Origin of the sequence: Pristimantibacillus sp. PTI5 (genome assembly GCF_048572955.1) — a bacterium.
Taxonomy (GTDB): Bacteria; Bacillota; Bacilli; order Paenibacillales; family Paenibacillaceae; genus Pristimantibacillus.
Window position 1 is genome coordinate 6,280,312 of sequence record NZ_CP183886.1, and the last position, 15,011, is coordinate 6,295,322.

The window sequence follows — 15,011 nt, forward strand, 5'->3', positions numbered from 1 at the left end:
TGCTTTGCGGTATGCTATTAGGAATTAATCATAGCAATATCATACCTATTGATGTAGCAAGGAGAGGGCAAACAGATGAATTTCACAAAAATGAACGGCTTAGGAAATGATTTCGTGGTAATCGCGGGTGAACAGCAGCTGCCTGCAGACGCAGCCGAGTTGGCTATTCGTCTATGCAATCGGTTTTTCGGAGTCGGAGCAGACGGTCTTGTCTACATTCTCCCTTCGGAGATCGCGGATTTCCGCATGCGGATCATTAACTCCGACGGTTCGGAGGCTGAGCAATGCGGCAATGCGATTCGCTGCGTAGCTAAATATGTTTATGACAATGGTTTAACCGATAAAGAAGAAATTACGATAGAAACGTTAGGCGCGGGCGCTCAGAAGGTACAGCTTACCGTTGACAATGGCGAGGTTTCCTCTGTTCGCGTCGATATGGGCGAGCCGATTTTGAACGGCCTGCAAGTGCCGACTACCATTGACGCTGAACGCGTAATCGAGCATCCAATCGAGGTGGACGGCCGCGAATTCCGTTTCACGGCAGTATCTATGGGTAATCCGCACTGCGTCATTTATGTAGACGATGCCGTGAATTTTGATCTGAACACTTGGGGGCCAAAGCTTGAAACGCACCCGTTATTTCCGCGCAAAATCAATGTTGAATTCGTGACGGTAAACTCCCGTTCGCAAACGGATATGCGTGTTTGGGAACGCGGCGCGGGTCCTACCTTGGCATGCGGTACCGGCGCTTGCGCAACGGTTGTCGCGTCCGTATTGAACGGCGCAACGGACCGCACGGCTACGGTATCGCTTAAAGGCGGAGATCTTCTGATTGAATGGAATGAATCCGATAATCACGTGTACATGACGGGTCCAGCAGCGGTATCGTTCCGCGGCTCGCTATAGGAGCAACGTAAGATGGGTGGTATGAATATAATGAAACCCGATTTGAGGGAAGCGCTCCAGCAGCGTATCTTGACCGGGGACGGCGCGATGGGAACCTATCTGTATCAGATGGGGTTCCCTGTCGGCGTTTCTTACGAGGAATTCAATACGATTCGTCCCGATGTGATTGAAAATATCCATCGCCGCTATTATGAGGCAGGCGCGCGCGTCATCGAGACGAATACGTTTTCAGCTAATTTAGAGAAGTTATCCAAATACGGCTTAGAGAACGAAATGGATGCCATTAACCGTGCCGGCGTTCGCGCTGCCCGCGGCGCGATCGGCCAGGATGCCTATGTCGTAGGCGCGGTCGGCTCTATACGCGACGGGAAGCTGAAAAATTTGCGCACGGCAAAAGTGATCGAGGCCTATCAGCGTCAAATGCATGCCCTGCTTGATGAGGGAGTTGACGGACTGCTGCTGGAAACATTTTATGATCTGGATGAAATGCTTCTTGCGCTTCGTATTGCGAGAGCGGCTTCGGACGTTCCCGTCATTTGCCAGTTCGCGGTTGAGGACGTTGGCCGCACGCAGGATGGCAATGGCATGAAGGCCGCTTTTGATCAACTGCAAGCGGAAGGCGCTGACGTGGTGGGCTTTAACTGCCGCAGCGGTCCTAACGGCATCATGAGGGCGATTGATTCCATGACCGGCCCTGTCGGATTGCCGCTATCGGTTTATCCGAATGCCGGTATACCGGATTATATCGATGGTAAATACACATATTCCGCTGGTCCCGAGTATTTTGCCGAGACAGCCCAGCGCTTCGCGGATCGCGGCGCCCGCTTGATCGGCGGCTGCTGCGGTACGACACCAGAGCATATAAAAGCGATCGCTGCTGCGCTCGACGGCTATATTCCGCAATTCGGACAAGCTGCTGCGCCGCTGCCTGCGGTCGAGAGGATTGTCGTAAAGCCGGTAGAGAAACCGGTTGAAACGGAATCTGCACCGAAGCGGTCTGCTATACAGGAGCCGTCAATCGTTGATTTAGTACGGAAGCGCCACACGGTTATCGTCGAGCTCGACCCGCCGCGCGATTTGGACATCCGCAAATTCATGGACGGCGCTGCCGCATTGAAGGAAGCCAAGGCGGATGCGGTTACGATGGCGGATAATTCGCTTGCCGTTACGCGCATGAGCAATATTGCGCTTGCCGCGCTTGTACAAGAGAAAGTCGGTATTCGTCCGCTTGTGCATATTGCATGCCGCGACCGCAACTTGATCGGCACGCAATCTCACATGATGGGATTAGACGCGCTTGATATCGACCATGTGCTTGCGGTTACCGGCGACCCTGCCCGTTTCGGCGATTTGCCGGATTCCAGCTCGGTCTACGATCTTACGTCGTTCGAGATGATCCGAATGATCAAGCAGTTGAACGACGGAACGGCATTCTCGGGCAAGCCGCTCAAACAAAAGGCCAAATTTGTTGTCGGCGCCGCCTTTAATCCGAACGTTAAGCATTTGGATAAAGCCGTTCAACGTCTTGAACGCAAAATTACTTCAGGCGCGGATTATATCATGACACAGCCTGTCTATGATCCAAGTCTTATTGAACGGATAGCGGAAGCGACCAAGCATCTTTCGGTTCCCGTATTTATCGGCATCATGCCGCTGGCCAGCGGACGCAATGCCGAATACCTTCATAATGAGGTGCCGGGGATCCAGCTTTCCGACGAGGTTCGGGCCAGAATGTCTGGACTCGAGGGAGAAGCGGGCCGTGCGGAGGGCGTGAAAATCGCCAAAGAGCTGCTCGATGCCGCTTTGCCGCATTTTAAAGGCATCTATTTAATCACGCCGTTTATGTTCTACGATATGGGCGTTCAGCTCACGGAATACGTGTGGCAGAAGACAGAGCGTATGTAGGCGAATAGCGCGGAATCGATGCGAAAAACAGCCTTTTTTGCTTGTTTTCGCATTTTCGCTTGTTCGCGCGCGGAAAATCAATTAAAATAAAGCATGGATACAGTTGCCACACTTACACGGAATGGCAAGGACAGGCTGCTGGAAACCGGTAACGGTAGATGCTTTACTCTACAAAGGGAAGTATGCACGGCACTTTTTTCGTCAACAATAGTGCAGTAGTTCTGTCGGTATTTGGCAAGAACGCGAACTTGTCGTATTCACATTCATTAAATATAATCATGCTTTTTGAACACTTGCGGACAGATGCACAGGGAAGACCGTAGGCGGGGGAGGAACCAGGCTTGGCTATTAAACTTATTAATATCGGATTCGGTAATATTGTATCGGCAAACCGCATTATTTCAATCGTAAGCCCGGAATCGGCTCCGATTAAGAGAATCATTCAAGAAGCCCGCGACCGCCACATGCTTATTGATGCGACATATGGACGCCGCACGCGCGCTGTTATTATTACGGATAGCGATCATGTGATATTATCGGCTGTTCAACCGGAGACGGTTGCACACCGATTATCCACTAAGGACGACGATAACGACGAATAGTACGGGGAGTAATATGGAAAAGGGATTGCTAATTGTATTATCCGGCCCTTCGGGGGTTGGCAAGGGGACGGTTTGTTCCGTTCTTCGTAACAAGGTTCCTGAGCTGGTGTATTCGGTGTCGGCAACGACCAGACTGCCGCGTCAGGGTGAAGTAGACGGCGTGAATTATTTTTTCAAAAGCAAGGAGCAGTTTCAGGACATGATCGCGCGCGACGCGCTTCTGGAACATGCGGAATATGTTGGTAACTACTACGGGACGCCGCGTGATTTCGTTGAGCGCACATTAGCGAGCGGCAAGGATGTCATTCTGGAAATCGAAGTACAAGGTGCGCTAAAGGTGAAGCAAAAGTTCCCTGAAGGTATTTTTGTATTTTTATTGCCTCCTTCCTTGGATGAGCTGAAGCAGCGGATTACCGGACGTGGTACGGAAACCTTGGATACGATCAATAATCGCATGTCTGTCGCGGTCGAGGAAATGAATTTGCTTGGCCATTACGACTATGCGGTATTGAATGATGAGATAGATGCTGCATGCGATCGTATTCGCAGCATCATGATAGCAGAACATTGCCGCAGAGACAGATATTTACCTTACGTTTCGGGTATGGTCGCAGCAATTGAGAAAGCATGAGTGAGGAGAATGAACGATGTTATATCCGTCCATTGACGAAATGGTGAAAAAAGTTGACAGCAAGTACACGTTAGTCGTAGCAGCTTCCAGACGTGCCCGCATGCTTCGCAACGGAGACAAGTCGGAACTTAAAAACCCGCGCTCCCGCAAGTATGTAGGTGTTGCTTTAGAAGAAATTTACGGCGACATTCTCCAAGTAGAAAACCTCGCAACAAAAGAGGACTAAGCAAAGTTTTTAATAATCATTGCAATGGCGGAGTGCTTACTGGCGACAGTGAAGCACTCCGCTTTCTTTTTTAATAATGCTGAAAATTTTTTAAAAATATATACTTTATTAGTAAAATATAGGCACTAACCAAGGCGAACATGAAAATCAGAAATGTATGTCAGTCCAAGGAGGTTTAAAGAAGTGGATCTTATTTTATTTTCGATTATTGTCTTTGTCGTTTTCATGCTGCTTCTGTCAGTCGTCATTCGCGGCGCTATTAATTCTTCTAAATTAACAGAGCAGTTGGAGTCGCTTAACCAAGAAATAAAGCTGCTGAGAAAGGAAATTCACGAAAATAAACATATCGTCGATAAGCGAATGTAACCGATAAAAAGCAGAGATTGAAGGGAGCGATCAGAATGGCTAATGAGCAGGAGATTCGTGAAATCAAGGAATCCATTATTAAGCTAGAGGCGCAGGTGGCGGAGCTGAAGGCTGGGTCAAGAGGCGCTCTCTCAAACTGGGCAAGATTCGGCATTGGTTTTCTTATCGTTTTTGTTATGTTGATAATCTCCGTAGGCGTTATTCAGTTTATTAGCTAGCAGCTGTTTGTCGGCAGCATATTATGGAGCAAGCATATGAAATGAATGCGGTGCAGTTCAAGTAAGCCTCGCGGCGGCATTTTAGGGTCACTCGGCAGGGCTAAGGAGCAGCTCTTTTTTTTATGCGGGAAGGCTTAGCGGGCAGCGCCTCAATATTTTTGTGTGAACAGAAGCTGTTAATTTGTTAAACTATGAGAACCGCTATGCGTTCTATGGTCGAAAATAGATATGAATTTTGAGGAAAGGTCGATGGATTGTACATGATTAAAAACCTTAGCTTAAATGATTTTCCGGCATTGTCGAAAGGTATCGTATGGGGGGCGGTCGAGAACTGCTTTACCCCTGATTATAAGGTGGACGAAGCGTTAGTCAGCAACATCAGCATTATTCCTACCGTTGGCGACCGTTATGCGGTCATGCAATTGGAGGATGGAAGGTGGGAGCTTGCAGGGGGAACGCTGGAGCCTGAAGAGCATCATATGGATGCGTTGGTCAGGGAAGTAAAGGAGGAGCTTGGAGCCGAGCTGCTAAGTTATACCCTATTCGGCTGCTTTGCTTGTCATTCATCCGCAAATGAGCCTTATCGGCCGCATATTCCCCATCCGCATTTTGTGAGGCTTGTCGGATACGGCGAGGTTAAACTGGTAGGCGATCCTTTAAATCCACCGGATGGCGAGCAAGTGGCCGTCGTAGAAGTGGTAGACATCGATGAAGCGGTTAAACGTTTCAGAGCGATCGGCCGTTCTGATATTGCGGAGCTTTATTGGATGGCGCATCGGATCAGAAACGGTCTTTTGTAATTTTTCCAGGACCGGCTTTATTGTTCAATAAGTATAAGGTCTGGTTAGATTTTGGGTCTGCATATGTTATGATAGATGGCGGGACTCACGTTTCGTGGACGAATGAACAGGAGGGAACGGAATGGACAAATTACGTTATCCGATTGGCAGGTACTCGTTCGAAGGAATGACCAATAAGCATCGTGAACAGTGGATTGCGGACATCGAGAAGCTGCCAGGTCAATTGAGAGCTGCGTTAGCGGATTTAGATGAAGAGCAGTTAGATACGCCTTACCGAAGCGGGGGATGGACCGTGCGTCAGGTTGCCCATCATCTCGCGGATGCTTCCATGAATTGTTTCTCGCGCTTTAAGCTTGCGCTTACGGAGAACAATCCGACCATTAAACCGTTTAACGAGGAACGCTGGGCAGAAACGGCGGATAGCCTGCAGGCTTCGCCGGAGGTTAGTTATGCGATCATCGAAGGGATATATGCCCGTTGGGTGCTGCTGCTTCGTTCGATGCAGTCCTTTGATTTCGAAAAAATGTTCTATCATCCCGAGCAGGGGAATCAGATAGGCTTGGCTTATTTTTTAGGATTTGTGGTGTGGCATGGCAAACATCACGTTGCTCAAATCACAAGCTTAAGAGAACGCAAGGATTGGTGACTTAAGCGGTGAATGGTCCAAGGCTTAATTTATAAAAATATAACAAATGATAAGCTTGCTACTCTTCGTTACGCTTGATAGGAGATACACCATGCTAAAAGGAAAAACGATATTACTCGGAATTACGGGCGGAATTGCAGCCTATAAAGGGGCAGCTTTATGCAGCAAGCTGGTGCAGGCAGGCGCGAATGTCCATGTGATCATGACGGAGTCGGCAGCTAAATTCATAACTCCTCTGACCCTGCAAACGTTATCTCGCAACCCGGTCTATACCGATACGTTCGATGAGCGGGATCCGGCCGTCGTATCACATATCCATTTGGCAGACCATGCGGATTTAATCGTCATTGCCCCGGCTACCGCCAATGCGATAGCTAAGCTAGCCGGAGGCCATGCCGACGATATGCTGAGCACGACGCTTCTTGCTGCTGTTTGCCCGGTCCTGATTGCGCCGGCAATGAATGTACATATGTATGAGCACCCTGCGGTGGTCAATAATTTAGAACTGCTTGCAGCGCGCGGAGCAATGTTCGTCGAGCCTGGCACAGGCCAGCTGGCTTGCGGTTATGTTGCAAAGGGCAGACTTGCTGAACCGGAAGATATCGTCGCGGCGATCGATTCTTGGTTTGGAAGAAGCGCCAAGCTAAAGGGCAAGCGAGTGCTTGTCACCGCTGGCGGAACGATGGAGAGGCTGGACCCGGTAAGATTTTTGACCAATGATTCTTCAGGCAAAATGGGCTTTGCGATTGCGGAAGCAGCGCAGCTTATGGGGGCGGATGTTACTTTAGTGGCTGGCCGTGCGACTGCGGCGCTGCCCTCCGGAGTTAAGGTGGTCCGGGTAGAGTCCGCGCAGCAAATGCTGGAAGCCGTAACAGAAAGATACGACGAGATGGATATCGTTATCAAAGCTGCAGCGGTTGCCGATTACCGGGTGGCGAACATTAGCGATAAGAAGCTGAAGAAAATCGGAGAGAAGCTTGTGCTCGAGCTTGAGCGGACGACGGATATTTTGGAAACGCTCGGACAGCGGAAGCAGCATCAATTTCTTGTCGGCTTTGCCGCTGAAACGGATCAGGTCGAGCATTATGCCATGGATAAACTGCGCAGGAAGCGTTGCGATCTTATTGTGGCAAACGATGTGAGCAAGGATGGGGCAGGCTTTAACGGCGATACGAATATCGTTCAGGTATTCGGTGCGGAGGGGTTAGTCGAAGCGATGCCGCTCTTGTCCAAGCGAGAGGTTGCCGTTCGTTTGCTGGAGCTGGTTGCTGGACGGCTTATCCGTTCCGGAGGGAGCGCCGGATGATTGCTAAAGTAATTGTTGACGTGCCGAGCCGCCAGACGGATCGGCCGTTTGATTATGAGGTGCCTGCTGCCTTTGCGGATTGGATTGAGGTGGGAAGCCGCGTTGGCGTGCCGTTCGGCGGACGCGTGCTGCAGGGCTTTGTCACGCAGCTGGCCGAAACGAGTGATTTCGATTCGAAGCGGCTAAAACCGATCTCAGAGCTGCTCGATCATGTGCCGCCGCTGCTGCCTGACCTTATTGAGCTGGCCAAGTGGATGAGCGATAAATATTGCTGCTCCTGGACAACGGCGCTGCAGGCCATGATCCCGGCTGCTTTGAAAGGCAAAGCCGAGAGGCTTGTCGGCATTGAGGATGAGGAAGCGGCGAGAGAGGATCTTCCGCTTGCGATGACGGAATGGATGGCGAAGGGCGGACAGCTGGTTAAGCTTGAGGTGCTGCTGGAGCGTTTTCCAGAGCATGCGAAGGCCGTCAAGGCCGCGCTGCGCGAAGGCGTGCTCGTTGAGCACACCAAGGTACGCGACAGGCTTGCCGTTCGCAAGGTGCTGACCGTTTATTTGCCGGACAATGTCGAGGCAGTACGCGAGCAAATGGAAGCTCTGCCCTCGCGGGCGGCGAAGCAGCGCGAAGTTCTAGCCTTCATGCTTGAGCATGGAGGCCCGATGCAGCTTCAGCAGCTGCTGGCCGAAGCTGGCGGGTCTGCCGCGAGCGTACGATCATTAGCCGAGAAAGGGCTGCTTGAGCTTCGTGAGGTAGAGCAGCAGCGTGATCCTTATGCAGGCAGGGAGTTCGAGAGAACATCGCCGCTTGAGCTGACAGAAGGACAAAAGGCGGTATATGACCGTATAATCAGGGCCGTGGATGCTGGCGAGCCGCAGACGATGCTCTTGCACGGCATAACGGGGAGCGGGAAAACAGAAGTTTATTTGCAAACCATCCAATTTTGCTTGGAGCAGGAGAAACAGGCGATTGTGCTCGTTCCCGAGATTTCGTTAACGCCCCAAATGGTCGAACGGTTCAAGGGCAGATTTGGCGATGCGGTTGCCGTGCTCCACAGCAGGCTTTCGAATGGTGAGCGGTACGACGAGTGGCGCAAAATTCGCAGCCGTCAGGTGCAGGTGGCGATTGGCGCGCGTTCGGCCATTTTTGCACCTTTTGAGAGAATTGGGCTTATTATAATGGATGAAGAACATGAATCATCGTATAAGCAAGAGGAGAGCCCGAAATATCACGCTCGCGATGTCGCGGTGCGCAGGGCAAAGCAGCACGGAGCGGCGGTTGTGCTTGGATCGGCGACGCCATCTTTAGAATCCTTTGCCGCGGCAAGCCGGCCGTTAACCGCACGGGATGAAGGACGCGAGCCTGCCCTGCTGCCCATGCCGGTGCGCGTAGGCGAAAGACCGCTTCCGCCAGTGACCGTGATCGATATGCGGGAGGAGCTGAAAGAAGGCAATCGTTCGATGTTCAGCCGGCTGCTGCACACGTCGCTTGCAGAGAGGCTGGAGCGCGGCGAACAATCCGTTCTGCTGCTTAATCGACGAGGGTATTCGACCTTCGTGATGTGCCGCTCCTGCGGTTATACGGCAGCATGCCCGCACTGCGACATCTCATTGACCTATCACCAAAAGTCACGGGCGCTGCGCTGCCACTATTGCGGGCATGCGGAGCAAGCGCCGACAAGCTGCCCCTCCTGCCAAAGCGAGCATATCCGTTACTTTGGGACCGGAACCCAGCGGGTTGAGGAAGAGCTGTCCAAGCTCTTTCCGGGCATCAGGGTGATCCGCATGGATGTCGACACGACGACTGAAAAAAATTCGCATGAAAAGCTGTTGAAGCAATTCGGTGAACGGAAGGCGGATGTGCTGCTTGGGACGCAAATGGTAGCGAAGGGGCTGGATTTCCCCTATGTTACGCTTGTCGGTGTGATTGCGGCGGATACCTCGCTCAATCTGCCCGATTTTCGCGCGGCGGAACGTACGTTCCAGTTGCTCACGCAGGTTGCGGGGCGCGCGGGCCGTCATCATTTGCCGGGCGAAGTCGTCATTCAAACCTACGCGCCAGAGCATTATGCCGTCATTACGGCGCAGCAGCATGATTACGCGGCTTTTGTCAGCGAGGAGCTCCGTCATCGCAGCGCGATGGGCTACCCGCCTTATTGCCGGTTGATTCTCGTGACGATGTCGCATGAGCAGCTGCCCTTGCTTTCCTCAGTCAGCGAACGTTTTGCCGCGGAGCTGCGGGAACTCGCTGAGAATGAAGGCGTACTAATTTCGCTCGGCAGCGGATTTGGCAGGGCGCTGGAGGTGCTTGGACCGGTCGCTTCGCCGATTTCGAGAATGAAAGATCGCTACCGTTTTCAATGTGTGATAAAATATCGTGGGAGCATCGATGCTTCTGCTCTCGTTCGAAAGGCACTTATTCCTTTCACGGAGGGGCCGGCGCAACGCCTTGTGCAGTTCAGCATTGACGTAGATCCACAAGTTATATTATAAATAGCTATTACTATTTTAATGATCGTAAAGGAAGGGAATACAATGAGTATCCGTATAATTGTGAAAGAACCGGACCCGGTTTTGCGGGAAGTGGCCAAAGAAGTAACGAAATTCAATTCAAATTTGCAAAAATTGCTTAAGGATATGGCCGATACGATGTACGATGCAGAGGGTGTAGGCCTCGCGGCACCGCAAATCGGAATCTCAAAGCGGATTATCGTCGTGGATGTGGGCGATGAGAAGGGTCTAATCGAAATGGTCAATCCCGTCATCGTCGAGCAAGAAGGCGAACAGCTTGGGCCTGAAGGCTGCTTAAGCATTCCTAACCTAAATGGCGACGTGCTGCGTGCAGACCGGATCGTGGTAACGGGACAAGACAGCAGCGGTCAGACAATTAAGGTCGAAGCGCAGGGCTACCTCGCGCGTGCGTTCCAGCATGAAGTCGACCATTTGAACGGTATTTTGTTTACCGATTTGGCGGAGAGTATCTACGACATTTCGGAAAGAGCTAGAAAAGGCGGCGAATAGCTTCATGCGTATCGTATTTATGGGAACGCCGGAATTTGCCGTTCCCTCTTTGAAGCTGCTCTTGGAGCAGCAGTATAATGTTGTTGCTGTTGTTACACAGCCCGATCGGCCGAAGGGCCGCAAAAAAACGCTAACGCCGCCGCCTGTAAAGGAAGCGGCGTTGTCGTTCAACCTGCCTGTGCTCCAGCCGGAGCGGATGCGGAATGCAGATGCCGTTGCAGCGATTGCCGAGCTGAAGCCGGACCTGATTGTTACGGCAGCCTACGGTCAAATCTTGCCGAAGGCGCTGTTGGATATTCCACGCCTAGGCTGTATTAACGTACATGGCTCTTTGCTGCCGAAATACCGCGGCGGTGCTCCTATCCAGCGCTCTATCATTAACGGCGAGAGCTCGACTGGCGTTACGATTATGTATATGGCGGAGGGCTTGGACACCGGTGACATGATCAGCGTTGTCGAACTGCCGATAGGTGACGAGGATACATCCGGGACCATGTTCGAAAAGCTTAGCCGCGCAGGTGCGGAGCTGCTTGGACAAACGCTGCCCTCCATCATTTCGGGTGAGGCAAAGGCCGTCCCGCAGCAGAATGAGGAAGCAACCTACGCACCCAACTTAACGCGTGAGGATGAGCGAATCGATTGGACGAAACCAGCCCGCGCGATTTTCAACCAGGTCAGAGGCTTATCGCCGATGGCCGGTGCTTTCACCTATTTGAACGGGGAAGTATTTAAGGTATGGCAGTGCGCCGTGCAGTCAGCCGCTGATTCAAAAGGAGCTGTTGCACCAGGAACCGTTCTTGCATCGGACAGCAGCGGCATTCATGTCCAGACTGGCGAGGGCGTGGTTGTATTGAAAGAAATTCAGCCGGCAGGCAAACGAGCGATGAGCGCGGCAGATTGGCTGAAAGGCGCACGCCTTGAAGCAGGCACGCTGCTTGGCGACGGAGGTGCGGCATGACGGAGAGCGGCACGAAAAAAACGGGCAACAACGGTACTGGCGCAAAAGGCAAGCCCAAAGCAAGGAATGGTCATAAACGTCCAGCTCCAGGCGGCAAGCCTGCTCAGGCTGGGGTGACTCCGCCGCAGCAGGGAACCCGCAAAGCGAAATCGCCGCGGGAGCTGGCGATGGATACCTTGGTTAAGGTAGCCCAGACCGGAGCTTACAGTAACTTGCAGCTTAACCGTACCCTTCAGGACGCAGGATTGCAGCGCGCAGACGCGGGGCTGGTAACGGAGCTCGTATATGGGACAATCCAGCGTCAAGCGACGCTTGATTATTGGTTAAGCCGATTCGTCTCGAAAGGACTACATAAGCTTGAGCCATGGGTGCATCAGCTGCTTCGTATGAGCGCGTACCAGCTGCTGTATTTAGATCGCATACCGGCGCATGCTGCCGTGAATGAAGCGGTGACCATAGCGAAGAAGCGCGGGCACTCCGGGATTTCCGGCATGGTGAACGGCGTGCTTCGCAGCATCGACCGCGGCCGTTCAGAGCTGCAGGCGCTTGATATCAAGCATGCAGATCCGGTCGTTCAGATCGCTTTGCGCCACTCCTATCCGGAATGGCTCGTAAGCCGCTGGGTAACCGCTTATGGGGAAGAAAAGGCAGAGGCAATCTGCGCGGCAGGGAATGAGCATCCTCATACCAGCCTGCGTGCTAACCGATTAAAGGTTAGCCGCGAAGAAGCCATTGCGCTGTTGAAAGAAGCAGGCTTCGAGGCTGAGCCATCCGTTATTGCGCCCGCAGGCATAACCGTTCAGCGCGGAGGTAATCTTGCCGATTCCGACGGATTCCGCGAGGGCCTATGGTCTGTGCAGGATGAAAGCTCGATGCTGGTTGCAGAGGTCGTAGCGCCTAAAGCCGGCATGCAGGTACTGGATTGCTGCGCGGCTCCCGGCGGAAAGAGCACGCATTTGGCTGAGTTAATGGACGGCAAGGGCAAGGTGTGGGCGAACGATTTGCACGCCCATAAGCGTGATTTGATCGTTTCGCAATCCGAGCGGTTGAAGCTGCGCAATGTCGAGGCTACTACCGAGGATGCACTCAAGCTGGCAGACCGCTTCAAGCCGCATTCGATGGATGCCGTTTTGCTCGATGCTCCTTGCTCCGGATTTGGCGTAATTAAACGCAAGCCGGAGATCAAATGGACGAAAACCGCCGGCGATGTATCGGATATCGCGGCCGTTCAGCAGCGCTTGCTGAATGCCGTATGCGATTTGGTTCGCCCCGGAGGAGTGCTCGTATACAGCACATGCACGATCGAGAAGGATGAGAACGAGCAGCAAGTTGCCCGGTTCTTACAGGAGCATCCCGAGTTTGAATTGGATCGCAATTGGCCGGAGGCCATCGTTGACCAGCTGATGAAAGCCGGAGCTATCGATGAGCATTTTGATGGCCAAGCGCAGCTGCTTCCACAGCATTTTGACAGCGACGGTTTTTACATTGCAAGGATGGTAAAGCGCCCATAAGCCGCGCTTATGGCTGAACATGGGCGTTTGTGGTAAAATAAATCGATGGCGGATACCAGAACGTTCGGTCCGCCCTACTATAAGGTACAGGTGTGATGAAATGAAACCATGCATATATGACTACACGCTCGAACAGCTTCAACAATGGATGAAAGATAACGGCGAACCGGCCTTTCGCGGCGGGCAGTTGTTTGATTGGCTTTATGTGAAGCGGGTAAAGAGCTTTGAAGATATGTCCAACCTATCCAAGGAGCTTCGCGAAAAGCTCGAGGAGAGCTTCCAGATTATAACGCTTAGCGAAATTACGAAATTCGAATCAAAGGACGGCACCGTTAAGTTTCTATTCGGCCTGCATGACGCGCATGCGATCGAAACGGTGATTATGCGCCACAACTATGGCAACAGCATTTGCGTGACGACACAGGTCGGCTGCCGAATCGGCTGCACATTCTGCGCCTCGACGCTTGGCGGCTTGAAACGCAACCTGACCGCGGGTGAAATCGTTGCACAGGTTGTTACTGCGCAGCAAATGCTTGACGCAACAGGCGAGCGCGTTTCCAGTATCGTCATTATGGGCTCAGGGGAGCCCTTTGAAAATTATGACGCAACCATGGCCTTCCTGCGTATCATGATTCATGAAAAAGGCTTGAACATCGGTCAACGTCACATTACGGTGTCGACGAGCGGCATTGTACCAAGCATGTATAAATTCGCAGAGGAAAACACGCAGATTAACCTCGCGCTGTCGATCCATGCACCGAATGATGCGCTGCGTTCTAAGCTGATGCCGGTTAACCGCCGTTTCCCATTCGATGACGTAATGGCTGCTTGCCATAACTATATCGCGAAAACAGGCCGGAGAATCACGTTTGAGTACGCCTTGATTGGCGGAGTAAATGACCGTGCCGAGCATGCGCAAGAGCTTGCTGATGTGCTTCAAGGCATGTTATGCCACGTCAATTTAATTCCCGTAAACCATGTTCCTGAACGGAATTACGTTCGGACGCCGCGCGAGGATATTTTTGAATTCCAACGCGTACTGGAACGGAATAAAGTGAGCGTAACGATTCGCAGGGAGCAAGGCCATGATATCGCGGCAGCCTGCGGCCAATTAAGAGCGAAACATATGGAGTCTCAGGCGAGGTGATGATTGATTGTTAACGGCAAACCGCAGTGACATCGGACGGGTTCGTCAAGTCAACGAAGACCAATCATGGGTAAGTCAATTAAACAATGGGGTAACCCTTGCCATCGTAGCCGATGGCATGGGCGGCCATCAGGCTGGGGACGTAGCAAGCCAAAAGGCAGTTGATGCGTTCCGCAGCATGCTGGAGCAGCGTGCTGCGAAGGCGGATTTGTCCTTACAGGAAGGGAAAATGCTTATTCGCCAAGCGATTTCGCAAGCGAATGAAGCTGTATTTGAGTTGGCTTCCCGTAATGAGCGTTATCATAACATGGGCACTACGATCGTTGCTGCTTTGGTGAAGCAGGACAATGCTATTATCGGACATGTTGGCGACAGCCGCGCCTACAAAATTACGGAAGGCGTTATTACGCAAATCACAAATGACCATACGCTCGTCAATGAACTGGTCAAATCCGGCCAGCTTAGCGCAGAAGAGGCGGCTCATCATCCTAGGCGCAATGTGCTGACACGTGCTGTCGGTACGGATTCCCAGGTTGACATCGAGGTTCAAACCGTAGAGTGGTCTTCCCATGACGTTCTGCTGCTTTGCAGCGACGGTTTATCGAATATGGTGAGCGAGCAGCAAATGCTGCAAACGGTCTCGATGGAGCAGCTGGAGCTAGAAGCTAAAGCTGATCATCTCATTCAGCTTGCACTCCATGCTGGCGGGGACGACAATATTACGGTCGTTCTGCTGCAAGAAGCGCCTAGCATGAATCGAGAGGGGTGACAA

General features: G+C 52.1%; 16 protein-coding genes. All 16 read left to right on the top strand.

All coding sequences use genetic code 11. The features are described 5' to 3' along the window. Nucleotides 1–75 precede the first annotated feature (75 nt). The 16 genes from dapF to ACN6MW_RS27755 all read left to right on the top strand — a co-directional run bounded on the left by dapF (nucleotide 76) and on the right by ACN6MW_RS27755 (nucleotide 15,008). Nucleotides 76–906 carry a diaminopimelate epimerase gene (gene dapF, locus ACN6MW_RS27680; RefSeq protein ID WP_364140823.1) on the top strand — a complete coding sequence of 277 codons (831 nt, stop codon included), beginning with the start codon at nucleotides 76–78 and terminating at the stop codon, nucleotides 904–906. A 30-nt stretch (nucleotides 907–936) separates the two neighbouring features. Beyond that, the gene (locus tag ACN6MW_RS27685) at nucleotides 937–2,811 is read left to right on the top strand and encodes a bifunctional homocysteine S-methyltransferase/methylenetetrahydrofolate reductase (RefSeq protein WP_419873015.1); all 1,875 of its coding nucleotides are present in this window, start codon (nucleotides 937–939) and stop codon (nucleotides 2,809–2,811) included. 341 nt (nucleotides 2,812–3,152) lie between these two features. Continuing rightward, nucleotides 3,153–3,413, top strand: a complete 261-nt coding sequence (remA, locus tag ACN6MW_RS27690) for an extracellular matrix/biofilm regulator RemA (RefSeq protein ID WP_005548256.1) — start codon at nucleotides 3,153–3,155, stop codon at nucleotides 3,411–3,413. Between the two features lie 13 nt (nucleotides 3,414–3,426). Next, the gene (gmk, locus tag ACN6MW_RS27695; protein WP_364140811.1) at nucleotides 3,427–4,044 is read left to right on the top strand and encodes a guanylate kinase; all 618 of its coding nucleotides are present in this window, start codon (nucleotides 3,427–3,429) and stop codon (nucleotides 4,042–4,044) included. A 16-nt stretch (nucleotides 4,045–4,060) separates the two neighbouring features. Next, nucleotides 4,061–4,270 (top strand): DNA-directed RNA polymerase subunit omega, encoded by a 210-nt coding sequence (gene rpoZ, locus ACN6MW_RS27700; RefSeq protein ID WP_053375625.1) that lies wholly within the window; start codon nucleotides 4,061–4,063, stop codon nucleotides 4,268–4,270. Nucleotides 4,271–4,453: 183 nt separating this feature from the next. Beyond that, nucleotides 4,454–4,636, top strand: a complete 183-nt coding sequence (locus ACN6MW_RS27705) for a hypothetical protein (protein ID WP_419873016.1) — start codon at nucleotides 4,454–4,456, stop codon at nucleotides 4,634–4,636. Between the two features lie 35 nt (nucleotides 4,637–4,671). Further along, a complete protein-coding gene (locus ACN6MW_RS27710; protein WP_419873017.1) occupies nucleotides 4,672–4,854 on the top strand; it encodes a hypothetical protein in 183 nt (60 codons plus the stop codon). A 260-nt stretch (nucleotides 4,855–5,114) separates the two neighbouring features. Further along, nucleotides 5,115–5,654, top strand: a complete 540-nt coding sequence (locus ACN6MW_RS27715; protein WP_419873018.1) for an NUDIX hydrolase — start codon at nucleotides 5,115–5,117, stop codon at nucleotides 5,652–5,654. Between the two features lie 121 nt (nucleotides 5,655–5,775). Further along, entirely contained in the window at nucleotides 5,776–6,300 is a 525-nt protein-coding gene (locus ACN6MW_RS27720) for a YfiT family bacillithiol transferase (protein WP_419873019.1), read from the top strand. Between the two features lie 91 nt (nucleotides 6,301–6,391). Then, the gene (coaBC, locus tag ACN6MW_RS27725) at nucleotides 6,392–7,606 is read left to right on the top strand and encodes a bifunctional phosphopantothenoylcysteine decarboxylase/phosphopantothenate--cysteine ligase CoaBC (protein ID WP_419873020.1); all 1,215 of its coding nucleotides are present in this window, start codon (nucleotides 6,392–6,394) and stop codon (nucleotides 7,604–7,606) included. Then, on the top strand, nucleotides 7,603–10,095 hold the full coding sequence (gene priA, locus ACN6MW_RS27730; protein WP_419873021.1) for a primosomal protein N': 2,493 nt from the start codon (nucleotides 7,603–7,605) through the stop codon (nucleotides 10,093–10,095). The genes coaBC and priA overlap by 4 nt, the downstream gene beginning before the upstream one ends. 42 nt (nucleotides 10,096–10,137) lie before the next feature. After that, nucleotides 10,138–10,623 carry a peptide deformylase gene (gene def / locus ACN6MW_RS27735; RefSeq protein WP_419873022.1) on the top strand — a complete coding sequence of 162 codons (486 nt, stop codon included), beginning with the start codon at nucleotides 10,138–10,140 and terminating at the stop codon, nucleotides 10,621–10,623. Nucleotides 10,624–10,627: 4 nt separating this feature from the next. Continuing rightward, nucleotides 10,628–11,581: a methionyl-tRNA formyltransferase gene (gene fmt, locus ACN6MW_RS27740; RefSeq protein ID WP_419873023.1), complete on the top strand. Its 954-nt coding sequence runs from the start codon at nucleotides 10,628–10,630 to the stop codon at nucleotides 11,579–11,581. After that, nucleotides 11,578–13,092 (top strand): 16S rRNA (cytosine(967)-C(5))-methyltransferase RsmB, encoded by a 1,515-nt coding sequence (rsmB, locus tag ACN6MW_RS27745; protein WP_419873024.1) that lies wholly within the window; start codon nucleotides 11,578–11,580, stop codon nucleotides 13,090–13,092. Before fmt ends, rsmB begins: the two co-directional genes overlap by 4 nt. A gap of 100 nt (nucleotides 13,093–13,192) precedes the next feature. Next, complete coding sequence (rlmN, locus tag ACN6MW_RS27750; RefSeq protein WP_419873025.1) at nucleotides 13,193–14,239, top strand: 23S rRNA (adenine(2503)-C(2))-methyltransferase RlmN; 1,047 nt, start codon at nucleotides 13,193–13,195, stop codon at nucleotides 14,237–14,239. A 7-nt stretch (nucleotides 14,240–14,246) separates the two neighbouring features. Further along, nucleotides 14,247–15,008 (top strand): Stp1/IreP family PP2C-type Ser/Thr phosphatase, encoded by a 762-nt coding sequence (locus ACN6MW_RS27755; protein WP_419873026.1) that lies wholly within the window; start codon nucleotides 14,247–14,249, stop codon nucleotides 15,006–15,008. The last annotated feature ends 3 nt before the right edge of the window (nucleotides 15,009–15,011 follow it).